The following is a 25,513-nucleotide window of genomic DNA, read 5'->3' as shown; positions in this document are numbered from 1 at the left end:
CCGCATGCGGGGCGTATTTTTTTGGCTGCGGCTCAATGGCCGGTGTCGAAATCCGGCAAGGTCTGCCGGCGCACCGGTGCGCTCGACTCCACGGGATCGACCTTGGGGTCTTCCCACGACCCGGAGACTTTGTACTCCTGGGTCATGGCGCGTTCGAGGGGCTTTTTCAGCAACCACTGCGTGACGAAAGCGCCCAGGCCCACCAGGGGGTTGACCAGCGCCGTGGCCACGGCAGCTCCGCTGGCATCCAGATTGGGCACCACCACGGCCTTCAGGTCCCAGCGTTCGCTGATGATGTTGGTGTTGCCCGACAGCACGATGTCCGCCACCGGACCAGTGACCCGGTAGCCGGCCGTCTTGAGCACGCCCCCATTGAGCGCCATGTCGCCACGCAGCGTGTCAAAGGGAAAGCCGTCGCGCACCAGGTTGGACGGATTGAACTCCAGCTTGGCCAGCCGCTGCAGGGATTGCAGCGACAGCAACTCCAGCAGGCGGGCCGTGCGTGAATTCACGCTCAGGAAACGGCCCTTGTCGATGCTGATCTTGCCCTGCCCGCTGATATTGATCAGGTTGTGCGTCCAGGGCAGATTGCCCCAGGTGAAGTCTGCCTCGACGCTGCCCACGCCGGCCGCCATCACCCCTTTGACGCCGATGCGATCGAGAAACTTGCCCACATCCTTGAAATCGACGCGGGACTGCACGCTCAAGCCGCGCTGCGCGCCATCGAGCCGCCAGTTACCGGTGGCATTGAGCGTGGCGTCGGCGTTCTCGATCTGCAGCTTTTCCAGTTGCCACATCCGCCCGCGCGCGGTGTTGGTGCCGCGTAATTGCAAGCTGCCCAAAGGCTTGTCGTAGAGCGAGAAGTTCTGCACCTGCAGATCGATGCCCGGGATGTCCGACAGATCGCTACCCGTGGACACCGTATCTTTGACTTTGCTGCTGTCATCCGAACCCGCCAGGGAGAGCGACTTGAGCCGCGCAACCACATGCCCCGCGATCGCGCCCGACCCTTCGGTCCACTCCAGGCGGCCATTGGCCTGCCGCGACTCCACATCGACGCGCCATTGCGCGGGCGCCGGCCGCTGAGCGAAGAGTTTCAGATCGTTCAGATCCAGGCTGGAACTACGCAACAAGGCGGTTGCCAGATTGACCTGGGTGAGCACCGGCATCGTGGGCTCGGCCGCTCTGCGCGCGGCGGTGCGCACGGCGGGTTCGTCGAACTCGTCAATGACGGCGTCCCAGCCTGCCATGTCGATTTCCGGCAAGGAGGCCGCCAGGGTCAGGCCCTGACGCGGCAAGGTCGCCGCCCGGTTCACGCCGAGCGCGCCGCGGGCAAAGTAAGTGCCGGTCCGATCGCGTGCATCGCGCTCGAGCAAAACGTTGAGGTTCTCGCCCAGGCTGGCCGTCAACCAGCGGCGGTCGCGTCTGCCGGCATCGGTGGCGGCCGTCCATTGCACTTTCAAAGGCAGCGAAGTGCCCGCCCGCTTGCCTACCGGCGCGGGCATGTCGATGGCCAAGCCGACCAGATCCGATCGCGCGGAAACATCGACCGCGCCACCGCGCTGATAACTGAGCTGGCCTTGATAGGCAGTCCTGCCCGAGAAGCGTTTCATGGCCCGGGCGTTGATGACCTGCGTCAAGGCGTTGCCCGCCAATGTGCCTTCAAAGCGCAAGGGCTCGCTGTCCTTTTCCATCTTGCCCCAGATGCGGACCGGCCCGCCAAGAAACTGGGCCTTGATGTCCTTGATCTCGATGCCGCGCTCGGAAAAATTCAGTGCGCCGTATACCTGCTCCATTACCGGGATCTCCGGCATGAAACGGAAACTATTGCCGGCGAAGATCACCTGTCCCTGCACCGCCGTGTCTTCCGCGTTCAGCAGGGGGACGTCCAGCTTCAGCGGCACGCGCCAATCCCCGGTGCCCCACGATTCGCTCAACGCATCGTCCAGCAAGGCGCCCAGCGGCGAGTTCGCCGCCAGCGCGAGATAGGCGGCCACCGGACCGGAACTCATGCCATCCAGAGAGAGTCTGGCATTGTTCTCCATGTCCGGGATGCGGGCGCTGACCGCGCCGAGGGTCAGCGCTTGCGAGCCGGCGATGGGGATACGCCCTCCGCCCGGAGAATCAAGCGTCAGACTCGCCTTGTCCACGGCGAAACTGCCCGCCAGTTGCTCCAGCCTCGGCCAGGCTTTGCGCCCGGCGTCGGCAGGCGCGTAATCGACCGTGGCATTGCTGAACTGGCCGGCGATGCGAAATGCCCCCGCAGCGCCCGGCGCAGCAAAGGGAAAATCCGCCAGGTCGCCCTGGACCGTCACGGCGGCATCGCGGATCTCGCCCTCTGGCAGCCCCACGGCCAGCCATTCACGGGCATCCGCGTTGACGTCCAGCGGCAGGTATTTGTGGATGGCATTCATGCGCGCCCGCGCCATGCTGCCGCGCAGATCCGCCGTGCCGGCCGGCGTCTTGCCCTCGGCCCGCCACGTGCCATAGAGCTTTAGCTCGACGTCTTCGTTGACCACGCGCAACTGGCTCAGATCCATGCGCAAGGGCTGATCCCCCGGGCGCACGAAGGTCGTTTCCAGCTCCAGCACGCTGGCCTCGATGTCCGGGATCTCGAACCATTCGGGCAGGTAGGCGCTGGCCTGTTCGGCCCGCGCCTTCACGTGCAGGCCGGCGCCGTTCGGACTCTTGGCCAGCGGCAGGTCGTTCCATTGCACCAGATCGCCCGGCAGGCCTTGCAGCCGCCAACGCAGCCGGCTCGCCATCAGCGCCGTGGACGTCTCGCCCCCGCCTGACGCCCGCCAGGCCAGGCCTCGTGTGACCGCGTCCATGGTGAAGTCGGCCAGTTTTCCGTGATCGATCTGCAGCCAGGCCCGCGTGGACATGCGTCCCTGGACATTGGGGACCTCCACCCAGGGACGCCAGGCCAGCGGCTCGGCGTCGCGCAACTCGGCATAGAGTTGCCCGCTCCAGCTCGAATGCGCGGTCGGATCGGCGGCAAACAGGCCGCGATTGAACTCCCCGCGAAGGATGACACCGGCAGCCAGCTCGCCCGGGGCCCGCGCGCGCAAGGAAAAGCGGTGCGACAGACGGCCGTTGCGCACCAGGAGATCCAGATCGGTGAAAGCGATCTCGGGCCCTTGGCGGGTTTGATCCAGCCAGCGCACGGTCGTGTCGTAGAAGGTCAGCTCGCTCAGGCGGCCCAGCCAGGCCAGCAGGGGGCTGTCTTCCTGGGGGTCGGGCCGCGACAGATCGAACGACTGCCCTGCGACCCAGAACCGCCCCTGCGCATCACGCCGCAAGGCGATATCCGCGCCATCGATGCGCAGCGTGAGCAGCGAGGGCGTCATGCGCAACATGCTGCGCCAGCTCAATACGGCGCTGACCGACGGTATGCTCAGCACGGCTTCGGTGCGGTGCGAGGTATGGATGCTCACCCCCTGCAGCTTGAGCCGGGGATTCAGCCCGCTCCAGTCGGCGCTCAGATGATCGATGGTCACGCGTGCATCGAGCGCCTGACTGGCGTACTGTTCTATGCGCCCGCGCCAATCATCGGCGCGCGGCAGCACCCAGTAACGCAGCCCCAGAATGCCAACGGCCGCCACGACATACAGGGCCATCAGGCCCCAAAAGAGCCAGCGAAAGACTTTGGTGGGTGCACGCACGGGACTATCGGCAATTGACGCATCTTGGGGTATCGTCCCCTTATAACCCAAACCGGCCGCGCCGTCTCTCTATAACTTACGCCATGTCGTCACCAAACTCTTCTTTCGATCAGGCACAGGCTTGGTCAGGCCATTTGCGGCGCCGGCTCGATGCCCATCCCGATCTGCGCACCTGGCTCGGCCAGGCGGCCGAGCACCCGCTGGACGGCGCCCGTTTGCAGCACTGGATGGAGGAACTGGCTGGCGGCGAAGACATGTTGCGCCTGGACACGACTCGTACGGTGCTGCGCAAACTTCGCGAGCGGGCTTTTCTGTCCCTGATCGTGCGCGATCTGGGCGGACAGGCCGATCTCGAAGAAGTGGTCGGCACCATGACCGCGCTGGCCGATCTCGCGGTATCGGCCGCCTATCGCAGTGTGGCCGCCGACCTGGCTCAGGCGCATGGCGTGCCGCGCGACGCGCACGGCGCGCCCCAGGAGATGCTCATCGTCGGCATGGGCAAACTCGGCGGCCGCGAACTCAATGTCTCTTCGGACATCGATCTGGTCATGCTCTACGGCGACGAGGGCGATACCGATGGTCCGCGGCGCATCAGCAATCACGAGTTTTACGGCCGCCTGACGCGCCGCATGATGCCGGTGATTTCGGAAGTGGACGCCCACGGGCAGGTCTTTCGCACCGACCTGCGGCTCAGGCCCGATGGCGACGCCGGACCGCTGGCCTGGAGTCTGGACGCCTTCGAGCACTATCTGATCGGCCAGGGCCGCGAATGGGAGCGCTATGCCTGGCTCAAGGCCCGCTTGATGCCGGCTCAGGCATTCGCCGGCAGCGACAACCGCCTGCAGGCGCAACAGCTCGAAAGCCTGCGCGTGCCCTTTGTCTATCGCAAATACTTCGACTTCGATGCGTTGGCCGCGCTGCGCGCCCTGCGCGAACGCATCCGCCAGGACTGGCAGCGCCGCGCCCTGGCGCGCAACGGCGTGGACAGCGCCAACAACATCAAACTGGGTGACGGCGGCATTCGCGAGATCGAGTTCGTGGTGCAACTGTCGCAGCTCATCCGGGGCGGGCGCATGCCCGCTTTGCAAAAGCGCGGCCTGATAGAAGCCCTGCATGCCGAGCGCGACGCCGGCCTGCTGCCGGCCCAGGATGCCGCACGCCTGGAGGCGGCGTATCGTTTCCTGCGCCGCACCGAACATGCCTTGCAGTATCGGGAGGATGAACAGACCCATCTGCTGCCAGGCGACACCGAACAGCGCGGCGCGCTGGCGCGCGCCCTGGGCTATACGCCGGCCGAGTTCGAAGACACGCTGGCTGGGCATCGCGAATTTGTGTCTCAGACCTTCCGCAACGCCTTCCGCCTGGCCGGGTTGGGAGAAGAGGATGAGCCGCCGCGCCGCGGGCCCGCCAATGCCGAGGAGCGCCTGGGCCAGCAGATCCAGGAGATCTTCGGCGAGCAAGCCGAGGATCTGCTGAACCGCACGGAATCCTTGCTGTCCAGCCATCGCATCCGCAGCCTGCCCGAGAGCAGCCGCAGACGCCTGGAGGCGCTCCTGCCGGCCGCCCTGCAGGCGGCCGCGCAGACCAGCGCGCCGCTGGACGCCGCCAAGCGCCTGCTCGATCTCATCGAAGCCATTGCGCAACGCAGCGCCTACCTCGCCTTGCTGGCCGAGTATCCCGATACGCTGGCGCGCGTGGCGCGCATGGTGGCGGCCAGCCCCTGGGCGGCCCAGTACCTCACACAACATCCGCTGCTGCTCGACAGCCTGATCGACTGGCGCACCTTGTTCGAACCGCTGGACTTCGCCCAAGTGGCGCGCCAACTCAGCGCCGATCTGGACGCTTGCCGGCTGCCCGATGGCAGCCCGGATGTCGAGCGCCAGATGAATCTGATGCGCGATGTGCAGCGTCAGGCCAGCTTTCAGTTGCTGGCGCAGGACCTGGAGGGCAGCCTGAGCGTCGAGGCGCTGGGCGACCAATTGTCGGCGCTGGCCGACCTGCTGCTGGCCGAAACCGTCCGCCGCGTCTGGCCGCTGGTCAACCGGCTGCCGGACGCGCGGCCGCAGTTTGCCGTCATCGCCTATGGAAAGCTGGGCGGCAAAGAACTGGGTTATGCCTCGGACCTGGATCTGGTCTATCTCTTCCAGGATGCGCGCGAGGATGCCGCCGAGGTGTACGCCAAACTGGGGCGGCGCATGACGTCCTGGCTCTCGACGATGACCTCATCGGGCCGGCTGTACGAGGTCGACCTGAGGCTGCGGCCCGACGGTGACGCCGGCCTGCTGGCCGTGTCGCTGGAAGCCTTCGAACAATATCAACGCAAACACGCCTGGCCCTGGGAACACCAGGCCATCACCCGTGCCCGCTACGCCGCTGGCGACACCGAAGTCGGGGCGGCGTTCGAGCGCATCCGCGGCGAGATCCTGGTCATGCCGCGCGATACCTCGGTCCTGCGGCAGGAGGTTCTGGCCATGCGCGACAAAATCAGCGCCGGCCATCCCAACCACAGTGATCTGTTCGACCTCAAACACGACCGCGGCGGCATGGTCGATGTCGAGTTCGTGACGCAGTATCTGGTGCTCTGCCACGCAGGCGATCACCGGGTGCTGGTGAACAATCTGGGCAACATCGGCCTGTTGCGCCTGGCCGGCCAGGCCGGCCTCATACCGTCGGCGCTGGGCCTGGCCGCCGGCAACGCCTACCGGACCCTGCGCCGCGCGCAGCATCAGATGCGCTTGAAAGGCATAGACCGTGCGCGCGTGTCTCCCGGCGAATTGGCCGAAGAACGCGAAGCGGTCAGCAGCCTCTGGCGCACGGTATTCGGGGACGCAAGCATGCCTGGCGCGGCATCGTAAAATACCGCCTTACGTTGGACCCTCCTGCCCATTCTTGCCATGTCTGAACTCTTGCGCCCCAAACTCGAACTGCCCGCCGGCCACGGCAAGGTGCTGCTGCACTCCTGCTGCGCGCCCTGCTCCGGCGAGGTGATGGAAGCCATCACGGCTTCGGGCATCGACTACGACATCTTCTTCTACAACCCGAATATCCATCCGGTGAAGGAGTACGAGATCCGCAAGCAGGAGAACATCCGCTTTGCCGAGAAGCATGGCATCAAGTTCATCGACGCCGACTACGACATGGACAACTGGTTTGACCGCGTCAAGGGTCTCGAAAACTCCCCGGAGCGCGGCGAACGCTGCACCGTCTGTTTCGACATGCGTTTCGAGCGCACCGCGCTGTACGCGCACGAGCACGGCTATGACACGATCTCCAGCTCGCTGGGCATCTCGCGCTGGAAGGACATGAACCAGATCAACGGCTGCGGCGAGCGCGCCGCGGCGCGTTACGACGGGATGCTGTACTGGACCTACAACTGGCGCAAGGGCGGCGGCTCGCAGCGCATGATAGAAATCAGCAAGCGCGAGAACTTCTATCAGCAGGAGTACTGCGGCTGCGTCTACTCGCTGCGCGACACCAACCGGCACCGCCGTGAGCAGGGCCGCGAACGCATTCATATCGGCGTGAAGTTCTACGGCAAGGAAGACCTCATCAACGAGGAACTCCTCTGAGGCCGGCTAGCACTCGACGATATTGACGGCCAAGCCGCCACGCGCGGTTTCCTTGTATTTGGTTTTCATGTCCGCGCCCGTTTCGCGCATGGTCTTGATGACCGAATCCAGCGAAACATAGTGGTGACCGTCGCCGCGTAAGGCCATGCGCGCGGCGTTGACCGCCTTGACGGACGCCATCGCATTGCGCTCTATGCAAGGGATCTGTACCAAGCCGCCGACCGGGTCGCAGGTCAGTCCCAGGTTGTGCTCCATCCCGATCTCGGCGGCGTTTTCCACCTGCGCCACCGAGCCGCCCTGCACGGCGGCCAGCGCGCCGGCCGCCATCGAACAGGCCACGCCCACTTCGCCCTGGCAGCCGACCTCCGCCCCCGAAATCGAGGCGTTGTATTTGTAAAGCAGGCCGATGGCCGCGGCCGTCAAGAGAAAGTCGCGCATGCCCTGCTGGCTGGCCGAAGAAACGAAGCGATCGTAATAGTGCATCACCGCCGGAATAATGCCGGCCGCGCCATTGGTGGGTGCCGTCACCACGCGCCCGCCGGCGGCGTTTTCTTCGTTGACCGCCATGGCGTAGAGGTTGACCCAGTCCATGACCGACAGCGGATCGGACAGCGTGCGTTCGGCGCGTTGCGTCAAACTGCGGTAGAGCTCGGGCGCGCGCCGGCGGACCTTCAAGGGGCCCGGCAACTCGGCATCGGCCTGCGGATGGCCGATGCCACAGCCGCGCGCCACACAGTCCTGCATGACCTGCCAGATCCGGTCCAGCCCCTGCTCGACCTCGTCCTGGGTGCGCCAGGTGAGTTCGTTGCGCATCATCAGCCCGGCGATGGACAGGCCGCTCTCCTGACACATGCGCAGCAGCTCGCGTCCGGTTCGAAACGGGAATGGCATCTGATCGTGCGCGGCGATGACCTGGCTGTTGGGCGCGCCGGGCGTCACGACGAAGCCGCCGCCCACCGACAGATAGCGCGACTCGCGCAAGCCCTTGCCCGCCGCGTCAAAGGCATGAAATTTCATCCCGTTGGGATGCTCGGCCATGGCCTCGCGGCGGTAGAACACCACATGCTCTTTCTCGACGAAGGGCACGGGATGCCGGCCCAGCACAGGCAGGCTGCGGCTGGCGCGCACCGCCTGCAACATGCCCGGGATGGCGGCAGGATCCACCGTGTCGGGCGCCTCGCCCATCAAGCCCAGCATCACCCCTTTGTCGGTGCCGTGGCCCTTGCCCGTCGCGCCCAATGAGCCATAAAGCTCGCAGCGCAGGCTGGCGACCTCGGGCAGCAGGCCATCGCGCTCGAGGCCCTGCACATACAGCAGCGCCGCGCGCATCGGCCCCACCGTGTGGGAACTGGACGGTCCGATACCGACTTTGAACAGATCGAAGACGGAAACTGCCACCTGCATCCTCCTGCCACCCCTGCGGCGCATAATGTGCCCATGATACGCGGCGAGGCTCGCCCTCAGGGCCGGTTCGGCACGGGGGCATTTCCTGTGTATGTCTAGGACATGCGATTATTACTCTTCTATTTCATGTCATATTCAGATTAGCGTAAGGCCTCGGGCCTGAGGAGCACTATGTCGGCATTGCTGACCATGCTGGATTTTGCCGGGTATGTCGCCCTGCTGTTGTGGGGGGTGCACATGGTGCAGACCGGCGTACAGCGCGCGTTTGGCGCGGCGCTCAGCGCCGCCCTGGGCCGCGCGCTCGGCACCCGCGTGCGCGCCTTCTTCGCCGGCCTGGTGATTACCGCCGCCCTGCAAAGCAGCACCGCCACCGGCTTGATGATCACCGGCTTTGCCGCCGCCGGCGTGGTCGGCCTGGTACCGGCGCTGGCAGCCATGCTGGGCGCCAACGTCGGCACGACGCTGATCGTGCAATTGCTGTCCTTTGACCTCACGTCGCTGGCCCCCATCCTCACGCTGATCGGCGTCTGGATGTTCCGCCGCTACCCGCCGGGGCGCACCCGCGACCTCGGCCGGGTGTTCATCGGCTTGGGGCTGCTGCTGCTGGCCCTGCACGCGCTGGTCGAACTGTTCCACCCGCTGGAACAGGCACCCTTGCTGTCGACCATTCTGCAATCGCTGGCCTCCCAGCCTGTGCTGGCGGTGCTGCTGGCCGCGGCCATCACGTGGGCGGCCCACTCCAGCGTGGCGGTCGTGGTGCTGATCATGTCACTGGTCAGCCATCAGATCGTCAGCATCGACGTTGCCATGGCCCTGGTGCTTGGCGCCAATCTGGGCACCGCGGTCAATCCCATGATCGAAGGGGTGACGGGCGATGACCCGGCCGCCCGCCGCCTGCCGCTGGGCAATCTGCTGACCCGGGTCGCGGGCGTGGTGGTCGGCCTGATCCTGCTGCCCTACGTCGGGCCGCTCATGGCCAAGCTCGAGGCCGATCCCAGCCGCATGGTGGCCAACTTCCATACCGTGTTCAACGTGGTCGTGGCCGCCGTGTTCCTGCCCCTGCTGACCCCCTACAGCGCCCTGCTGACACGCTGGCTGCCCAAGCGCAGCGACCCCAACGACCCGGCCCGGCCGCAGTATCTGGATGAATGGGCCCATGATGTTCCCGCCGCGGCGCTGGGCAATGCGCGGCGCGAAGCCCTGCGCATGACGGACATGCTGCAGACGCTGCTGCTCTACGCCCGCGCCGGTTTCAAGCGCGACAACCGCCATCGCATGGTGCAGGCCCGCCAGCTCGACAGCGCGCTGGACAAACTCGAGACCGCGATCACCACCTATATCGCCACGCTGGACCAGGACAATCTCACTCAGGAAGACCGCCAGCAGATCGACAGCATCCTGGCCTTCATCAGCAACGTGGGCCATGCCTCGGACATCGCTTTTCATGGCTTGCTGGGCCATATCACCCGGCTGCGCAAACAGGGTCTGCAGCTGTCGGCCGAGCAGCGCGCCAAGATCGACGACACCCTGGCCGAGCTGGTGGCCAATCAGCGGCAGGCCGCGGCGCTGTTCGTCAACGACGACCTGCGCCAGGCGCGCGTGCTGGCGGGCGAGAAATCGCGCTTCCGCGCCCTGGAAGCCGAGGCGGCGGAGGTACACCTGCAGAAGATCAAGAAGGGCGAGGTCGACGCCGCCGAAGCCGGCGCGCTCTATCTGGACATCCTGCGCGACATGAAAGGCATCAATTCGCACCTGGTTGGCGCAGCGGCCTATCCCTTGCTGGCACGCAACGGCGAACTGCTGCCCAGCCGCCTGCGAGACGCCAGCGCCGATTGACGGCCTGCCCGGCTGGCTGCAACATAGTCGGGCCGGGCACTTGCCCGGCCTTTCACAGGCGGAGCACCATGCAACGGGCCAATACTCAGCTTGTCATTTTCGACTGCGATGGCGTTTTGATCGACAGCGAGATCATCGCTGCCCATGCGCAATCCCGCGCGCTCGCCGCGCATGGCATCGAAATTTCGCCGCTGGACGCCGCACGGCGCTTTGCCGGCATTCCGGATCACGATATGTGGCTGACGCTGCAGGCAGAGGCCAACACCACCCTGCCGGCGGATTTCGAACTTGAATACGCGGCACAGCTGGCGCGTATCTTCGAGACCGAACTGCGCGCTCTGCCCCACGCCCGCGAGCTCATCGATACCTTGCGCGCCCGAGGCGTGCCCTACTGCGTGGCCTCGAGCAGCACCCCGGACAAGCTGCACACGGCACTGGGCCTGACGGGATTGTGGCCATGGTTCGAGCCCCATGTCTTCAGCGTGAGCCAGGTGCGCCGGGGCAAACCGGCACCCGATATCTTTCTGTTTGCCGCCGCGCAAATGGGCGTGGCGCCGGCACACTGCCTGGTCATCGAAGACAGCGTGCCGGGCGTGACGGCAGCCCGGGCGGCCGGCATGCCGGCGCTGGGCTATACCGGCGCCTCGCATATCGCGCCCGGCCATGATGCGCGGCTGCGCCAGGCCGGCGCGTTCGACACGGTCGCCGACCTGGCCGACGTCAGCAACTATCTGCTCTGACGTCCCGGCGGCCAGGCATCAGCCCTTGAGGTAGCGTTCGAACCAGGCCAGCATGCGCGCCCAGCCATCCTTGGCGTCGGCCGCGTTGTAGCTCGGGCGGTAATCGGCCAGAAAAGCATGCCCCGAGTCCGGATAGACCACGAAGCTCGAGGCCTTGGAGGCGGCATTGCCGGCGGCCAGTTTGGCTTCCATCGTGCGCACGTCCTCGACCGGAATGCTGTGATCCTGGGCGCCATACAGGCCCAGTACCGGGCCGTGCAATTGGCCGGCCACATCGAAAGCCACGGACTTGATCAAGGGGCCGTGGCCGGAAGCCAGCTTGCCATACCAGGCCACGCCGGCCTTGACCTTGGGATTGTGGGCGGCGTACATCCAGGTAATGCGCCCTCCCCAGCAAAAACCCGTGATGCCGAGCCGGGCGACATCGGCGCCTTGTGCGGCCGCCCAGGCCACGGCGGCATCCAGATCGGCGTACACCTGCTCATCGGGAACCTTGGCGACGATATCCGCCACCAGCGTCGGGATGTCGGTATAGGTCGACGCATCGCCCTGACGCTGATAGAGATTGCTGGCCACGGCGAAGTAACCCGCTTTGGCCAGCCGGCGGCAGACGTCCTTGATGTGTTCGTGCACACCGAAGATTTCCTGCACCACCAGCACCACCGGCGCGCCTTGGACCCCTTCGGGCGCGGCGTAATAGGCCTGCTGCGTGCCGCCGGGCACCGGCAGCTCGAAATCCCCCTGGGCCAGGCCCTGGGTATCGGTATGGATGGTGGTCGCAGCAGGTGTGCCGGCGGCGGGGGCAAAGCTCATGGGCGGACTCCGTGGGACAGGGGCCGCCCGTGACCGCGTCAATGGCGATGCGGGCCCGCTTCGAGCGTTGTCGCCGCAGGAGCGTGATCATGGTCATGACCATGATGCATGACCGAGGTCACGCCATAAATGATGGCCACGCCCACACCCACGAGCAGAAGCTGCGGAACAGCGTCGGAGAGAGTCACGCGCTCGTGCATTTGCGGCATGAGATCGGCGACCGAGATGTAGAGGAAACTGCTGGCCGCGACCACCAGCACATAAGGCACCAGGGATTGCGCTTCCTGCAGTACGAAGTATCCTACACCGCCTCCGATGGCCGTGCATAGGCTGGTAAAGAGGATGAGGCCGAAGGCACGGCGGCGCTCCAATCCCGCGTTGATCAGCACCACGAAGTCGCCCAGCTTGTGCGGGACCTCATGCACGATGATGGAAGCCGCGGTCAGTACCCCGAGCAAGGGATCGGTCAGAAAGGCCGCAGCCACCAGCACACCGTCGCACAGATTGTGCAGCGAGCTGCCGATGAGGATCAGTACGCCGCCCCGGCCGGCCTCATGGCGATCGTGGCCGGAGTGGTGATGATGGCCGTCATGCTCGTGATGATGGCTATGGCGCAGGAGCGCGATTTTCTCCAGCACGAAAAAACCGATCAGGCTGGCCAGCATGAGCGCGAACAAGGTATGCGCGTCGGCACTGGCGGACTCGAACGCTTCGGGCAGCAGGTGCAGCAAGGCCACCGACAGCAACACGCCGACCGACAGGCTCACCATGTGGTGCAGGTACTGCGCGAACACGCGGTAGGCCAGCCAATGGGCGATGGCGACCGCGATCAGACCGCCTGTGACCGTGGCCAGAATGATCCAGAGGAGCAACATGGGAGTGGGATGAGGATGGCGGAAAGCGCAATATTATATTGTTTCAAACGACAAGGTCGAAATGCGCCGCGCATCGGCGGCGCGGCGCTCAGTCCCGCGCCTCCAGCGCGCGGTTGATGCGCAAGGCCAGCAATGTGCAGGCCGAGCCCGACAGCAGATAAACGCTGACGGCCACCAGGCCAAAGCGCGCCGACAGCGCCAGCGCGACCAGCGGCGCGAACGCCGCCCCGATCAGCCATGCCATGTCCGAGGTCAAGGCCGCCCCGGTATAACGGAAGCGCCGCGTGAAGTTGGCCGTGACGGTGCCGGATGCCTGACCATACGACAGGCCCAGCAACAGAAAGCCGATCAGGATAAAGGCATTCTGCGCCTTGGGGCCGCCGCCCAGCAGCCAGGGCGTGAACAAGGCGTAGATACCGATCAACAAGGCCAGCAGGCCCAAGGTCGTGCGCCGGCCGATGCGATCGGCCAGCATGCCCGATGCGATCGTGCCCAGAATGCCCAGCACCGCGCCGATCAGTTGCGCGGCCAGCACATCGGAAATCTGCTGCGTCCCGCTGACGGCGATCCATGACAGCGGAAAGACGGTCACCATATGAAAGAGCGCGTAGCTGGCCAACGCCGCGAAGGCGCCGATGAAGAGGTTATAGCCCTGGGCGCGCACGATCTCGCCCACGCTGATGGGCTCGAGCTCCCCCTCCTCCAGCAGGCGCGTGTACTCCTCGGTGACCACCAGACGCAAACGCGCAAACAGCGCCACCACATTGATGGCGAACGCCACGAAGAAGGGATAGCGCCAACCCCAGGCCAGGAAATCCGCCTCGCTCAGGGTCAGCAGCAAGAACAGAAACAGCGCGCTGGCGATCAGAAAGCCCACCGGCGCGCCCAATTGCCCCATCATCGCGTACCAGCCCCGGCGCCCGGGCGGTGCGTTCAAGGCCAGCAAGGAGGGTAAGCCATCCCACGAGCCGCCAAAGGCCAGCCCCTGCAGGCAGCGGAATATCGCCAGCAAGGTGATCGCGTGCATGCCGATATCGTTGTAGCCGGGCAGAAAAGCCATGCCTACCGTGGCCGTGCCCAACACGAACAGCGCCAGAGTCAGTTTCGTGGCGCGCCCCCAGCGCCGCTGCACGGCCATCGACAATGCCGTGCCGACGGGGCGCATGATGAAGGCGAAGGAGAAAATCACGAAGGACCAGAGCGTGCCTTCGAGCCTGGCCTCGAACGGAAAAAACACCTGCGGAAAGACCAACACGCAGGCGATGCCGAAGACAAAGAAGTCGAAGTATTCGGAGGCGCGCCCGATGACGACGCCGACGGCGATCTCGCCCGGCGCGACCTTGGCGTGGCCATGATGTCCATCTGCCTCGAGCAGTTGGCCGGAGTAATGCGTGGAGGTTGACATAGGCTCACTCGCGAAAGGAGGTTCCAGCTACACCTTGCCCACAGACTGCGGTTTCTAGGGTACGCCCAGGTTTGCCCGGCCGGCAAGCACCAATCGGGGGATGGGGCCGGCACAACGCCTTTGATCGGCCGGATGCAGAAATACGCTGGATTTTCTGCGCGGTCGGGCGTAGTGTTGCGGCTATGTCCCACGGGTTCGTCACGGGGTATGGTCAATGCCGTCCTTGCCAAGGTTCCGCGGAATACTGCTGATCGGTCTCCTGCCCCTGCTGACAGGATGCAATGCCGTGCTGCTGTCTCCTTCAGGAGATATTGCCGTGCAGCAACGCAATCTGATCCTGATCTCAACCGGCTTGATGCTCATCGTCATCGTGCCGGTCATCGTCCTCACCCTGTGGTTCGCCTGGCGCTATCGCGCGAGCAACACGGCGGCGCGCTACACCCCGGAGTGGAACCACTCGACGGTGCTCGAGCTGCTGATCTGGGCCGGACCGCTGCTCATCATCATCGCGCTGGGCGCGCTGACCTGGGTCAGCACGCATCAACTGGACCCCTACCGCCCGCTGTCACGGTTATCCGAAGGGCGCGAAGTTCCGCCAGGCACCAAACCGCTGGTGGTCGAGGTCGTGGCGCTGGACTGGAAATGGCTCTTCGTCTATCCGGAACAGGGCGTGGCCGCCGTCAACGAACTGGCCGCGCCGGTCAACCGCCCCATTCAATTCCGCATCACGTCCTCGACGGTGATGAACTCGTTTTTCATCCCGGCCATGGCGGGGCAGATCTACGCCATGCCTGGCATGCAGACCACCTTGCACGCCGTCATCAATCATCCGGGCGAGTACGCCGGCCTGTCGGCCAACTACAGCGGCGCGGGCTTCTCCGGCATGCGTTTCGCCTTCCATGGCGTGGATGAAGCAGGCTTTCAGCAGTGGATTTCGCAGGTGCGCGCCCAGGGGACACCGCTCAACCGCCAGGCCTATCTCGCCCTGGAGCGCCCCACCGAGCGCAATCCGGTGCAGTATTTCGGATCGGTGGCGCCCGGCCTGTTCGACGCCATCGTCGGGCGCTGCGTCGACCCGGCTCACCCCTGCAGCATGAACCACGCCCGCACCCGGGGCGGCCTGAATCTGAACGCGGCCGGGCAGAACTACCTGGGCTCGATCTGCCGCTCCGAGCAGGACCTCACCCTCTGAGCGGCGCTGTCGCTTTTCATCTGGAGTCGAGATGATTGACCAGCCGGAACACAGCAGTCTCATCTTTGGCCGCCTGACCTGGGAAGCCATCCCCTATCACGAGCCGATTCTGCTGGCGACCTTCGCCGCCGTGGCGCTGGGCGGCATCGTCCTGGTGGGCGCGCTCAGTTATTTCGGCAAATGGGGCTATCTCTGGCGCGAGTGGTTCACCAGCATCGATCACAAAAAGATCGGCATCATGTACATGATCCTGGGGCTGATCATGCTGCTGCGCGGCTTCGCCGACGCCATCATGATGCGCCTGCAGCAGGCCATCGCCTTTGGCGATTCGGCGGGCTATCTGCCGCCGCACCACTACGATCAGATTTTCACCGCGCATGGCGTGATCATGATTTTCTTCGTCGCCATGCCGCTGGTGACGGGCCTGATGAACTACATCGTGCCGCTGCAGATCGGCGCGCGCGACGTGGCCTTTCCCTTTCTGAACAACTTCAGTTTCTGGATGACGGCCGGCGGCGCCGTGCTGGTGATGATGTCGCTTTTCGTGGGCGAATTCGCGCGCACCGGCTGGCTGGCCTATCCGCCGCTGTCGGGCATCGCACAAAGCCCGGATGTCGGCGTCGACTACTACATCTGGGCGCTGCAGATAGCGGGCGTGGGGACGCTGCTATCCGGGGTGAACCTGCTGGTCACCATCGTCAAGATGCGTGCGCCCGGCATGAAGATGATGCGCATGCCCATCTTCACCTGGACCGCGCTGTGCACCAATGTGCTCATCGTGGCGGCCTTTCCGGTCCTGACGGCGGTGCTGGCGATGCTCAGCATGGACCGCTATGTGGGCACCAATTTCTTCACCACCGAACTTGGCGGCAACGCCATGATGTACGTAAACCTGATCTGGATCTGGGGCCACCCCGAGGTCTACATCCTCATCCTGCCGGCATTCGGGATTTTCTCTGAAGTGGTGGCGACGTTCTGCCGCAAACGCCTGTTTGGCTATGCGTCCATGGTGTATGCCACCGTGGTGATCACCGTCCTGTCCTATCTGGTTTGGCTGCATCATTTCTTCACCATGGGGTCGGGCGCCAGCGTGAATTCCTTCTTCGGAATCACCACGATGATCATCTCCATCCCGACCGGCGCGAAGATATTCAACTGGCTGTTCACCATGTATCGCGGCCGCATTCAGTTCGAAGTCCCCATGCTCTGGACGCTGGGCTTTATGGTGACCTTCGTGATCGGCGGCATGACGGGGGTGTTGCTGGCCGTGCCGCCCGCCGACTTCGCGCTGCACAACAGCCTGTTTTTGATCGCGCACTTTCACAATGTCATCATCGGCGGCGTGCTCTTCGGGCTGATGGCCGGCATTACCTTCTGGTTTCCCAAGGCGTTCGGCTACCGGCTGGACCCCTTCTGGGGCAAGTGTTCGTTCTGGTTCTGGCTGGTGGGCTTTTATGTCGCCTTCATGCCGCTGTACGTGCTCGGGCTGATGGGAGTGACGCGGCGCGTCAACCATTTCGAGGACATGTCGCTGCAGATCTGGTTCCAGATCGCGGCGCTGGGCGCGGTGCTGATCGCCCTGGGCATTGCCAGCTTCATCATCCAGTTGATCGTCAGCTACCGCCGGCGCGACGCGCTGCGCGACACCACGGGCGACCCCTGGGACGGCCGCACGCTGGAATGGTCCACCTCCTCGCCGCCCCCGGTCTACAACTTCGCGTTCACGCCGCGCGTACATGACCTCGATGCCTGGTGGCAAATGAAGCAGCACGGCTATGCGCGCCCGCAGGAGGCGTTCATCCCCATCCACATGCCGAAGAACACCTGGGCCGGCATCGTGCTGGCAGGCATCAGCGTCGGTCTGGGCTTCTGCCTCATCTGGCATATGTGGCCGCTGGCCGTACTGGCTTTTGTCGCCCTGATCGTGGTTTGCATTGTCCACACCTTCGATTACCAGCGCGACTACTACGTACCCGCCGAAGAAGTGCTGCGCACCGAAACGGCACGCACCCGCCTACTGGAAAGCCATGTCTGACACCCTGGCCAGCGCAGAACCGGGCGGCCCGCCCCAGACCGCCGAACCCCTCTTCCACGTCACGGGCGAACACCACCCCCAGAATGGCACGCTGCTGGGCTTCTGGGTCTATCTGATGAGCGACTGTCTCATCTTCGCCTGCCTGTTCGCCACCTATGGGGTGCTCGGGCGCAATTACGCGGGCGGCCCCACCGGCGCCGAACTCTTCGATCTGCCGCTCGTGGCGGCCAACACCTCGCTGCTGCTGCTGTCCTCCATCACCTACGGGTTCGCCATGCTGGAGATGCAGCGCCGGCGCCTGGGGGGCGTGCAGGCGTGGCTGGCCGTGACCGGTCTGCTGGGGCTCGGGTTCCTGTCGCTCGAGATGTATGAGTTCGCGCACCTGATCGCCGAAGGCGCCGGGCCGGGACGCAGCGCGTTTCTGTCCTCCTTCTTCACTCTGGTCGGCACCCACGGGCTGCACGTCACCTTCGGCATCGTCTGGCTGGTGACGCTGATGGTGCAGCTACGCGCGCATGGGCTCATTCCCGCGAACCGGCGGCGCCTGATGTGCCTGTCCATGTTCTGGCATTTCCTGGACCTGATCTGGGTCGGCGTGTTCACCTTCGTTTATCTCATGGGAGTATTGCCATGAACGCCCACACCGCCCCCGGGCATGACGACGAGGACCCTCACGAGGAAGCCGCGCACGGCACGCTCAAGAGCTACGCCACGGGATTCTTCCTGGCGGCCATCCTCACCGTCATTCCGTTCTGGATCGTCATGGCCCGCGTGTTCGAAAGCTCGCGCAGCACGGCGCTGGTCATCCTCGCGCTGGCGGCCGTGCAAATCGTGGTGCACATCATCTACTTCCTGCACCTGGACGCGCGCTCGGAGAGCGGCTGGAACATGCTGGCGCTGATTTTCACCCTGGTGCTGGTGGTGATCACCTTGAGCGGTTCGATCTGGATCATGTATCACCTGGACGCCAATATGATGCCCATGACCACGCATGATTGGCGCAACATCCCTTAAGCAGGAGCCGGCCCGTCCCAGACTGCCCCGCCGCGCCCGCACGCTCGTCGCCCTGGCCCTTGCGGCCGGGCTGGTCTTCAGTACCCTCTGCGCCCTGGGTATCTGGCAGATGCAGCGCCGCGCCAGCAAGCATGCGCTCATCGCTCAGGTAACGGCACGCCTGCAGGCCGCCCGGGTCCCCGCGCCCGCCGCCAGCCTTTGGCCCGGCCTGAACCAGGCGAACGATGAATACCGGCGCGTCAGCGCCTCCGGCCGCTACGACTATGAACGCCAGACCCTGGTCAAGGCGGTCACGGCCTTGGGCGATGGCTATTGGGTGATGACACCGTTGCTGCGCGATGACGGCAGCACCGTGCTGGTCAACCGCGGATTCGTGCTGCCGCAGTGGCGCCAGCCGGTGCAGGCGCCGCAGGCGGTAGCGGTCACGGGGCTCTTGCGCATGGGCGAACCTGCCTGGGGATTTCTGCGGCACAACGACCCGCAAGCCGATCGTTGGTACTCCCGGGATCTGCACGGCATCGCGCAGGCGCGAGGCCTGGGCGAGGTGGCGCCCTACTTCATCGACAGCGACGCGGCGCCAGGCGCCGTGGATCCCGGCCGCCAACCGGCGGGCGGGCTGACCACGCTGCGCTTTGCCGATAACCATCTCGTCTACGCGCTGACCTGGTTCGCCCTGGCGGGCCTGGTCCTGGCCGGCACGGTCATGGTCGCACGCGAAGAGCAACGCCTGCGAGCCATGCCGTCTGTCAGTGGGCCTGCTCCCAATTACGGCCCACGCCCACCTCGGCAATGAGCGGCACCCGCAGGGTTGCGACCTCGCTCATCAGGCGCGGCACCGCCACGCGCAAGGTCTGCACCTCGGCCTCGGGCGCTTCGAGCACCAACTCATCGTGAACCTGCATGATCAGCCGCGCCTGCATGTGCTCGGCCACCAGCCAGTCCTGCACCGCTACCATGGCCAACTTGATCAGATCAGCCGCCGTGCCCTGCATGGGCGCGTTGATGGCGGCGCGCTCGGCCCCCTGGCGGCGCGGCCCCGAGGCGGCGCGGATATCGGGCAGTTGCAGCCGTCGGCCGAAAACCGTCTCGACATAGCCCTGTTCGCGCGCCAGACGGCGCGTGTCTTCCATATACCGCGCCACGCCGGGATAGCGGGTGAAATACCGATCGATATAGGCCTGGGCGGCATCGCGCGTGATGCCCAGATTGGACGCCAGCCCGAAAACTCCCATGCCATAGATCAGGCCGAAATTAATCGCCTTGGCGGCACGGCGCTGCTCGCTGCTGACCTCATCCAGCGGCACCCCGAACACTTCGGCCGCCGTGGCGCGGTGAATATCCTCGCCAGCGGCGAAGGCGCGCTGCAGATTGGCATCGTCCGAGACGTGGGCCATGATGCGCAGTTCGATCTGCGAGTAATCCGCCGACAGCAGAAAACCGGCATTCTCGGCCACGAAGGCTTCCCGCACACGGCGGCCGGCGGCCGTGCGCACCGGGATGTTCTGCAGATTGGGATCCGAGGACGCCAGGCGGCCGGTGATGACCGCGGCCTGCGAATAATGCGTGTGCACCCGGCCGGTCGCCGCATTGATCATGCGCGGCAACTTGTCCGTATAGGTGGACTTGAGCTTGGATAGGCCGCGATAGTCCAGCAGCACCTGCGGCAAGGGGTAATCCTGCGCCAGCTTGGACAGCACCTCTTCGTCGGTCGAAGGCGCGCCTCCTGCCGTTTTACGCACCACGGGCAGCCCCATGCGTCCGAACAAAATCTCGCCCAATTGTTTGGGCGAATTCAGGTTGAAGGGCTGGCCGGCCAGCTCATAGGCCTTCTGCTCCAGGGTCAGCATCTCGCGACCCAGCTCATGGCTCTGGCGGCCCAGTTCTGCCGCATCGACCTTGACCCCGTTGCGCTCGATGGCCACGAGAACGCGCGAGACTTCGAGCTCAAGGGCGTAAATACGCTCCAGGCCTGCATCGGCCGCCACCCGCGGGCGCAGCACCTGATGCAATTGCAGCGTGAAATCGGCATCCTCGGCGGCGTAGTAGCCCGCTTTCTCGACGGCCACTTCGTCAAACCCGATCTGCTTGGCGCCCTTGCCGCACAGATCCTCATAACTCACGCCGCTGCGCCCGAGATACCGCTGCGCCAGGTCGGTCAGCCCGACCCCGCGATGCGACTCCAGCACATAGGCTTGCAGCATGGTGTCTTCCGTCACGCCCCGCAGCGTCACGCCTTCGTTGGCGAACACATGAGTGTCGTACTTGGCGTGATGGAGCAGTTTGTGCCGTGCGGGATCCTGCAGCCAGCCGCGCAAACGCTCGACCACTTCATCGCGCGGCAGCTGCGTGCCAGCCTCGGGCCCGCGATGGGTCAAGGGGATGTAGCAGGCCACGCCCGGCGCGATGGCCATGGAAATCCCCACCAGCCTGGCCTGCATTTCATCCAGCGAGGTGGTCTCGGTGTCCAGGCCGACCAGCGCGGCCTGCTCGACGCGCGCCATCCAGGCTTCCAGGTCTGGCCACGCCGTGATGATCTGATAGTGCTGCTCGGCCGGGACCTCGTAAGCCACTTCGGCGGCGCGCGCATCGCCGGCCGGCAAACGCTCGGCATCGCCCGACAACTCGCGCAACCAGGTCCGGAAGCCGTAGCGGTCAAAGAGCGCGCTCAGGGTTTCCTGATCCGGCTCGCGGGGCTTGAGATCCTCGGCCGAGGCGATGAAGGCGCTGAGATCGCAGTCTTCCTTGACGGTCAGTAGCTGGCGGGTCAAGGGGAAGTGACCGATGGCTTCGCGCAGGTTGTTGCCCGCCACGCCCTTGATGCCCGCGGCGTGCTCGACCAGCTTGTCGATGGAACCGAACTCACTGAGCCACTTCACGGCGGTCTTGGGGCCGACTTTGGTCACGCCGGGGACATTGTCCACGGCATCTCCCACCAGCATCAGGTAATCCACGATGCGGTTGGCAGGAACCCCGAACTTGTTGACCACACCCGCCTCGTCCAGCACCTCGCCCGTCATGGTATTGACCAGCGTGACTTGCGGATTGACCAATTGGGCAAGATCCTTGTCGCCGGTCGACACGACCGTATGCAGGCCCTCTTCGGTGGCGCGGCGCGCCAGCGTGGCGATGATATCGTCGGCTTCGACGCCCTCGACGGCCATGACTGGCCAGCCCAGAGCCCGCACGGCGGCGTGAATGGGCTCGATCTGCGCGGCCAGGTCCGGCGGCATCGGCGGCCGGTGGGATTTATAGTCGGGATAAAGGTCGTCGCGAAACGTCTTACCGCGCGCATCGAAAATACATGCGGCATACTCTGCTTTATGGTCCTGGACCAACTTGCGCAGCATGTTGATCACGCCATAGAGCGCCCCGGTCGGTTCCCCCTGGGCATTGCGCAAATCCGGCATGGCATGGAAAGCGCGGTACAAGTAGCTCGAACCGTCTACCAGCAACAAGGTTTTTTTCATGGTTACAAAGGCAGAGATGGACACACCCGCCGGCAAACAAATTCCGGTGATTATGTCAGAGATAGGGACCGCAGCCGAAAAGCTGGCGGACATCGGCCCGGCCGTGAGCGTGTTCGGCAGCGCCCGGATAAGCCGTCAATCCCCCTATTATGAAACCGCCGTCGCCATCGCGGCGGCGCTGGCGCGAGAAGGCTTCGCCGTCATCGCCGGCGGCGGCCCCGGCATCATGGAAGCGGCCAACAAAGGCGCGTTCGAGGCCGGCGGCACCAGCATCGGCCTCAATATCAGCCTGCCGCACGAGGCCCACAATAACGCCTATCAGAGCCTGAGCCTGTCGTTCGAATATTTTTACTCGCGCAAGGCCACGTTTTTCATGCACAGCATGGCCTATGTCTCGATGCCCGGCGGCTTTGGCACGCTGGACGAGTTGTTCGAGGCCCTGACACTCATTCAGACCGGAAAAATCCCGCCGGCCCCCATCGTGCTGGTGGGCAGCGAGTTCTGGCACGGCATGATCGACTGGCTGGGTGCCCAACTGCTGGGCAACGGCATGATAGGCGCGCATGATCTGGATCTATTCATTATCGAAGACGACCCTGAGAAAGCCGTGCGCCACATCGTGGACTTCCACCGCAAGAAGCAGACTCCCGAGGAGCAATACGCGCCCTCCCTGCCCGCCTGACAGACTGGCCTGATTCTCCGACGGGGCGCCCATGCGCCGCCGGGATGCTGGGTATGTTCGGTCCTTTGATTTGCAGGACCGAACATATGCGTCCCCCTTACCTCCGGGCTCGTGCACTGGCCAGCTTGCTGGCGCTGGCCCTGCTCAGCCCCGCTCCGGCGCAGGCCTATCCCTTCGGGCAGTCCGTGCCCGGCTCCCACCAGGCGCCCCAATGGGCGCTGGATGTTCTGCGCGGCATGCGCGAACCGGCCCATCGCGCCGCCGCCCCTGCCTCGCAAGGGCGCAAACTGGATGCCAACGGCATCGGCTGTTACTCCGATGTCCGCGTCACGGCACTCGAGCGCAGGGCGGATCTCATCTGCGCGGCACTCGGGCGCGGGCATGAACTGGTCGTGGCAGGCTGCATGCCTGCGTCCGAGGCCTATCGCCTGGCAGACAGCCTGCTGAGCCAGCGCCCGCTGCGGGTCTACCTGGATCACACCAAACGCTATGCGCCGGTGCAAACCCAGGAGACCTTCCGCATCACGCAACTTCAGCCCTAGCCCGACATGACGCTGCGAGCGCTGCATCGATGGCTGGGGGGGCTGGCCTGCCTGGCCGGCACGGCGGTCCAGGCGCAGCCCTGGCCTGAGCCGCTGCTCATCGGGCCCGGCTATGGCCATTGCCCGGACTTCTATCGCGCCCTGTCCCTGCGCGAGGCACGCCAACCCGAGCTGTTGGCCAGGTTGCAGCGGCTGCCGGCGGGCACATATGGCCTGGTAGACGGGAAATACCTCAGCGGGCCGCAAGGCGGCACGCTGGTGACGGCCACGGCCGATGAGGCCGGCAGCCTGCCCCGCAATCTCTGCCTGGCCTGGTCCACCATTGCGCAGGCCGGGCCCGGGCCCAGCCTGCCGCGCCCCGACGCCCAGGGCCATCTCCATTACGTCGGCGTGCAGGTCAGCGCGCTCGAACGTCCGCTCGGAAAAGCCTGCGCCCGCTTTAGCCAGCGCGGCCAGCCCGTGGCGGCCGGCTGCCTTGACGCCGCCCTGTCCAGCCCGCAAACCGACCAGCTGCTGCTGGCCTTCCGGCTGGGCAGTACGCTGCGCCTGACGCTGAACAGCAAGCAGCCGCGGGGCCGGCTGAGCACCGGTCAGGCCGCCTACCGTATCGAGTCGATCAGCTATTGACGCCCGGCGGGCCTCACACCCGCTCGAAGACCGCCGCGATGCCCTGCCCGCCCCCGATGCACATCGTCACCAGCGCATAACGGCCCTGGATGCGCTGCAGCTCGTAGAGCGCCTTGATCGTGATGATGGCGCCTGTTGCGCCGATCGGATGGCCCAGGCTGATGCCGCTGCCGTTGGGATTGACCTTGGCCGGGTCCATCCTGAGCTCGCGCGTCACCGCGCAGGCCTGGGCCGCAAACGCCTCATTGGCCTCAATGACGTCGAGCTGGTCCACCGTCAGGCCCGCGCGCTGGAGCGCAGCCTGGGTCGCCGGCACGGGTCCGATCCCCATGATTTCCGGATCCACGCCCGAGTGGGCATAGGCTACCAGACGCGCCAGCGGTTTGATCCCGCGCCGCGCCGCCGCGCCGCCTTCCATGAGCACGAGCGCACCCGCGCCGTCGTTCAGACCCGAGGCATTGCCGGCGGTCACCGTGCCGTTTTCTTTCTGGAATACCGGTTTGAGCTTGGACAGGCTTTCGACGTTGACGTCGGCGCGGACATGCTCGTCGACGTCGAACACCACATCGCCCTTACGGGTCTTGAGAGTGACCGGCACGATCTGGTCCTTGAAATGGCCCGCGGCGATCGCCGCGCTGGCGCGCCGGTGCGACTCGGCGGCCAAGGCATCCTGATCGGCCCGGCTGATGCCGAAACGCGCCGCCACGTTTTCCGCCGTCACGCCCATGTGCATGCGGCCAAAGGGATCCGATAGCGCGCCGGTCATCATGTCCACCATGACGCTGTCGCCCATGCGCGCGCCCCAACGGTGGCCCTGGGCGATATACGGCGCCCGGCTCATGCTCTCGGCGCCTGCCGCCACGGCAATCTCGGCATCGCCCAGCATGACACACTGCGCCGCCGACACCACGGCCTGCAGACCGGAACCGCACAGGCGGTTGACGTTGAAAGCCGGCGTTTGCTTGCCGATGCCGGCGCTGATGGCGGCAACGCGCGACAAATACATATCGCGCGGCTCGGTGCAAATGACGTTGCCAACGGCGACATGGCCAACCTCGTCGCCACTGACGCCGGCGCGGTTGAGCGCCTCGCGCATGACCGTGGCGGCCAGATCGCAGGGCGGCACATCCTTGAGCGCGCCACCGAAATCTCCGATGGCGCTGCGCGCGCCGGCGATGACCAAAACTTCTTTCATGATGCTCCTCCTTGATGATGTATTTCTGGAGGACATCATACTCGCGGCTCAGCGGCCGGCTGCCGCGGCGCTCAAGCCGTTGGCCACGCCCATGTCGGTCTTGGGCACGTCGTGCAACACCACCCTGACATCCTGGCCGCTGAGGCCCAGGCTGTCGCACGCGGCCTGATTGAGGGCGGCGATCAGGGCGGCCTTGAGTTCGGCCGTCCGGCCCGCAATCAGGTCCACCAGGATGAGCGCCATGTCCTTGCCCAGCTCACCGGCCACGATGACATGTTCGGCGGGCACTTCGGCCAGGGTGATACGCACGCTGGCCACGGGCGCGCCGATGCTGTCGACGACAGCCTGGCTGAGTGCCTTGAGCAAGGTGGCTTTGGCGGCGGGCGCATGGCCCTGCATGATCTGGACATTCAAGATGGGCATGGCGGTCTCCATAGAAGATGAGGCCCCCC

Annotated in this window: 20 protein-coding genes; 12 read left to right on the top strand and 8 right to left on the bottom strand. The window is 65.3% G+C overall.

The features are described 5' to 3' along the window. Positions 1-32 precede the first annotated feature (32 nt). The gene (locus CAL22_RS05605; RefSeq protein WP_094811228.1) at positions 33-3,665 is read right to left on the bottom strand and encodes a YhdP family protein; all 3,633 of its coding nucleotides are present in this window, start codon (positions 3,663-3,665) and stop codon (positions 33-35) included. 83 nt (positions 3,666-3,748) lie between these two features. On the opposite strand from CAL22_RS05605, the gene glnE reads away from it, so the two are divergent. Together glnE and CAL22_RS05595 are read left to right on the top strand one after the other, a co-directional pair. Then, complete coding sequence (gene glnE / locus CAL22_RS05600; protein ID WP_094811226.1) at positions 3,749-6,520, top strand: bifunctional [glutamate--ammonia ligase]-adenylyl-L-tyrosine phosphorylase/[glutamate--ammonia-ligase] adenylyltransferase; 2,772 nt, start codon at positions 3,749-3,751, stop codon at positions 6,518-6,520. Between the two features lie 39 nt (positions 6,521-6,559). Continuing rightward, positions 6,560-7,234, top strand: coding sequence for an epoxyqueuosine reductase QueH (locus CAL22_RS05595; protein ID WP_094811224.1), 675 nt, complete (start codon positions 6,560-6,562; stop codon positions 7,232-7,234). Between the two features lie 6 nt (positions 7,235-7,240). Here CAL22_RS05595 and CAL22_RS05590 read toward each other — a convergent pair whose 3' ends face one another. Next, entirely contained in the window at positions 7,241-8,632 is a 1,392-nt protein-coding gene (locus tag CAL22_RS05590; protein WP_167383567.1) for an L-serine ammonia-lyase, read from the bottom strand. A gap of 177 nt (positions 8,633-8,809) precedes the next feature. Between CAL22_RS05590 and CAL22_RS05585 the strand changes: the two genes are divergently transcribed. Beyond that, entirely contained in the window at positions 8,810-10,474 is a 1,665-nt protein-coding gene (locus CAL22_RS05585; protein WP_094811220.1) for a Na/Pi cotransporter family protein, read from the top strand. A gap of 68 nt (positions 10,475-10,542) precedes the next feature. Further along, entirely contained in the window at positions 10,543-11,214 is a 672-nt protein-coding gene (locus CAL22_RS05580) for an HAD family hydrolase (protein ID WP_094811218.1), read from the top strand. An 18-nt stretch (positions 11,215-11,232) separates the two neighbouring features. On the opposite strand, the gene CAL22_RS05575 is transcribed toward CAL22_RS05580, so the two are convergent. The 3 genes from CAL22_RS05575 to CAL22_RS05565 form a co-directional block, all read right to left on the bottom strand. After that, positions 11,233-12,027 carry a dienelactone hydrolase family protein gene (locus CAL22_RS05575; protein ID WP_094811216.1) on the bottom strand — a complete coding sequence of 265 codons (795 nt, stop codon included), beginning with the start codon at positions 12,025-12,027 and terminating at the stop codon, positions 11,233-11,235. A 38-nt stretch (positions 12,028-12,065) separates the two neighbouring features. Next, the gene (locus CAL22_RS05570) at positions 12,066-12,902 is read right to left on the bottom strand and encodes a ZIP family metal transporter (protein WP_094811214.1); all 837 of its coding nucleotides are present in this window, start codon (positions 12,900-12,902) and stop codon (positions 12,066-12,068) included. An 88-nt stretch (positions 12,903-12,990) separates the two neighbouring features. Further along, positions 12,991-14,307: an MFS transporter gene (locus CAL22_RS05565; protein WP_094811212.1), complete on the bottom strand. Its 1,317-nt coding sequence runs from the start codon at positions 14,305-14,307 to the stop codon at positions 12,991-12,993. A gap of 214 nt (positions 14,308-14,521) precedes the next feature. Between CAL22_RS05565 and cyoA the strand changes: the two genes are divergently transcribed. The 5 genes from cyoA to CAL22_RS05540 are packed head-to-tail and all read left to right on the top strand — an operon-like array spanning position 14,522 to position 19,341. After that, the gene (gene cyoA / locus CAL22_RS05560; RefSeq protein ID WP_094811210.1) at positions 14,522-15,499 is read left to right on the top strand and encodes a ubiquinol oxidase subunit II; all 978 of its coding nucleotides are present in this window, start codon (positions 14,522-14,524) and stop codon (positions 15,497-15,499) included. Between the two features lie 31 nt (positions 15,500-15,530). After that, positions 15,531-17,534, top strand: a complete 2,004-nt coding sequence (cyoB, locus tag CAL22_RS05555; protein WP_094811208.1) for a cytochrome o ubiquinol oxidase subunit I — start codon at positions 15,531-15,533, stop codon at positions 17,532-17,534. After that, on the top strand, positions 17,527-18,168 hold the full coding sequence (gene cyoC, locus CAL22_RS05550) for a cytochrome o ubiquinol oxidase subunit III (protein ID WP_094811206.1): 642 nt from the start codon (positions 17,527-17,529) through the stop codon (positions 18,166-18,168). The genes cyoB and cyoC overlap by 8 nt, the downstream gene beginning before the upstream one ends. Continuing rightward, entirely contained in the window at positions 18,165-18,548 is a 384-nt protein-coding gene (cyoD, locus tag CAL22_RS05545; protein WP_094811204.1) for a cytochrome o ubiquinol oxidase subunit IV, read from the top strand. Before cyoC ends, cyoD begins: the two co-directional genes overlap by 4 nt. Next, positions 18,526-19,341: an SURF1 family protein gene (locus tag CAL22_RS05540; RefSeq protein WP_094811202.1), complete on the top strand. Its 816-nt coding sequence runs from the start codon at positions 18,526-18,528 to the stop codon at positions 19,339-19,341. The genes cyoD and CAL22_RS05540 overlap by 23 nt, the downstream gene beginning before the upstream one ends. Here the strand turns inward: CAL22_RS05540 and polA are convergent. Continuing rightward, positions 19,295-22,015: a DNA polymerase I gene (gene polA, locus CAL22_RS05535; protein WP_094811200.1), complete on the bottom strand. Its 2,721-nt coding sequence runs from the start codon at positions 22,013-22,015 to the stop codon at positions 19,295-19,297. The two genes, CAL22_RS05540 and polA, sit on opposite strands and share 47 nt — an antisense overlap. Before the next feature lie 52 nt (positions 22,016-22,067). On the opposite strand from polA, the gene CAL22_RS05530 reads away from it, so the two are divergent. The 3 genes from CAL22_RS05530 to CAL22_RS05520 all read left to right on the top strand — a co-directional run bounded on the left by CAL22_RS05530 (position 22,068) and on the right by CAL22_RS05520 (position 23,866). Next, the gene (locus tag CAL22_RS05530) at positions 22,068-22,697 is read left to right on the top strand and encodes a TIGR00730 family Rossman fold protein (RefSeq protein ID WP_094813453.1); all 630 of its coding nucleotides are present in this window, start codon (positions 22,068-22,070) and stop codon (positions 22,695-22,697) included. Positions 22,698-22,783: 86 nt separating this feature from the next. Then, positions 22,784-23,239: a toxin gene (locus CAL22_RS05525; RefSeq protein ID WP_094813451.1), complete on the top strand. Its 456-nt coding sequence runs from the start codon at positions 22,784-22,786 to the stop codon at positions 23,237-23,239. A 6-nt stretch (positions 23,240-23,245) separates the two neighbouring features. After that, the gene (locus tag CAL22_RS05520; RefSeq protein ID WP_208621905.1) at positions 23,246-23,866 is read left to right on the top strand and encodes a toxin; all 621 of its coding nucleotides are present in this window, start codon (positions 23,246-23,248) and stop codon (positions 23,864-23,866) included. A gap of 13 nt (positions 23,867-23,879) precedes the next feature. Here CAL22_RS05520 and CAL22_RS05515 read toward each other — a convergent pair whose 3' ends face one another. Further along, complete coding sequence (locus tag CAL22_RS05515) at positions 23,880-25,061, bottom strand: acetyl-CoA C-acyltransferase family protein (protein WP_094811198.1); 1,182 nt, start codon at positions 25,059-25,061, stop codon at positions 23,880-23,882. Between the two features lie 48 nt (positions 25,062-25,109). Continuing rightward, on the bottom strand, positions 25,110-25,484 hold the full coding sequence (locus tag CAL22_RS05510; RefSeq protein WP_094811196.1) for a tautomerase family protein: 375 nt from the start codon (positions 25,482-25,484) through the stop codon (positions 25,110-25,112). Between the last annotated feature and the right edge of the window lie 29 nt (positions 25,485-25,513).

It is taken from the genome of Bordetella genomosp. 12, assembly GCF_002261355.1.
GTDB lineage: Bacteria > Pseudomonadota > Gammaproteobacteria > Burkholderiales > Burkholderiaceae_B > Bordetella.
This window is presented reverse-complemented; position numbering and strand designations above follow the sequence as displayed.

What these genes read in the sequence shown, in the direction of transcription:
- cyoA (WP_094811210.1), top strand. Translation starts at nt 14,522, where the DNA reads ATGCCGTCCTTGCCAAGGTTCCGCGGAATACTGCTGATCGGTCTCCTG.
- cyoD (WP_094811204.1), top strand. Translation starts at nt 18,165, where the DNA reads ATGAACGCCCACACCGCCCCCGGGCATGACGACGAGGACCCTCACGAG.
- CAL22_RS05585 (WP_094811220.1), top strand. Translation starts at nt 8,810, where the DNA reads ATGTCGGCATTGCTGACCATGCTGGATTTTGCCGGGTATGTCGCCCTG.
- polA (WP_094811200.1), bottom strand. Translation starts at nt 22,015, where the DNA reads ATGAAAAAAACCTTGTTGCTGGTAGACGGTTCGAGCTACTTGTACCGC.
- CAL22_RS05580 (WP_094811218.1), top strand. Translation starts at nt 10,543, where the DNA reads ATGCAACGGGCCAATACTCAGCTTGTCATTTTCGACTGCGATGGCGTT.
- CAL22_RS05520 (WP_208621905.1), top strand. Translation starts at nt 23,246, where the DNA reads ATGACGCTGCGAGCGCTGCATCGATGGCTGGGGGGGCTGGCCTGCCTG.
- CAL22_RS05565 (WP_094811212.1), bottom strand. Translation starts at nt 14,307, where the DNA reads ATGTCAACCTCCACGCATTACTCCGGCCAACTGCTCGAGGCAGATGGA.
- glnE (WP_094811226.1), top strand. Translation starts at nt 3,749, where the DNA reads ATGTCGTCACCAAACTCTTCTTTCGATCAGGCACAGGCTTGGTCAGGC.
- CAL22_RS05595 (WP_094811224.1), top strand. Translation starts at nt 6,560, where the DNA reads ATGTCTGAACTCTTGCGCCCCAAACTCGAACTGCCCGCCGGCCACGGC.
- CAL22_RS05570 (WP_094811214.1), bottom strand. Translation starts at nt 12,902, where the DNA reads ATGTTGCTCCTCTGGATCATTCTGGCCACGGTCACAGGCGGTCTGATC.
- CAL22_RS05530 (WP_094813453.1), top strand. Translation starts at nt 22,068, where the DNA reads ATGTCAGAGATAGGGACCGCAGCCGAAAAGCTGGCGGACATCGGCCCG.
- CAL22_RS05575 (WP_094811216.1), bottom strand. Translation starts at nt 12,027, where the DNA reads ATGAGCTTTGCCCCCGCCGCCGGCACACCTGCTGCGACCACCATCCAT.
- cyoC (WP_094811206.1), top strand. Translation starts at nt 17,527, where the DNA reads ATGTCTGACACCCTGGCCAGCGCAGAACCGGGCGGCCCGCCCCAGACC.
- cyoB (WP_094811208.1), top strand. Translation starts at nt 15,531, where the DNA reads ATGATTGACCAGCCGGAACACAGCAGTCTCATCTTTGGCCGCCTGACC.
- CAL22_RS05510 (WP_094811196.1), bottom strand. Translation starts at nt 25,484, where the DNA reads ATGCCCATCTTGAATGTCCAGATCATGCAGGGCCATGCGCCCGCCGCC.
- CAL22_RS05540 (WP_094811202.1), top strand. Translation starts at nt 18,526, where the DNA reads ATGATTGGCGCAACATCCCTTAAGCAGGAGCCGGCCCGTCCCAGACTG.
- CAL22_RS05525 (WP_094813451.1), top strand. Translation starts at nt 22,784, where the DNA reads ATGCGTCCCCCTTACCTCCGGGCTCGTGCACTGGCCAGCTTGCTGGCG.
- CAL22_RS05515 (WP_094811198.1), bottom strand. Translation starts at nt 25,061, where the DNA reads ATGAAAGAAGTTTTGGTCATCGCCGGCGCGCGCAGCGCCATCGGAGAT.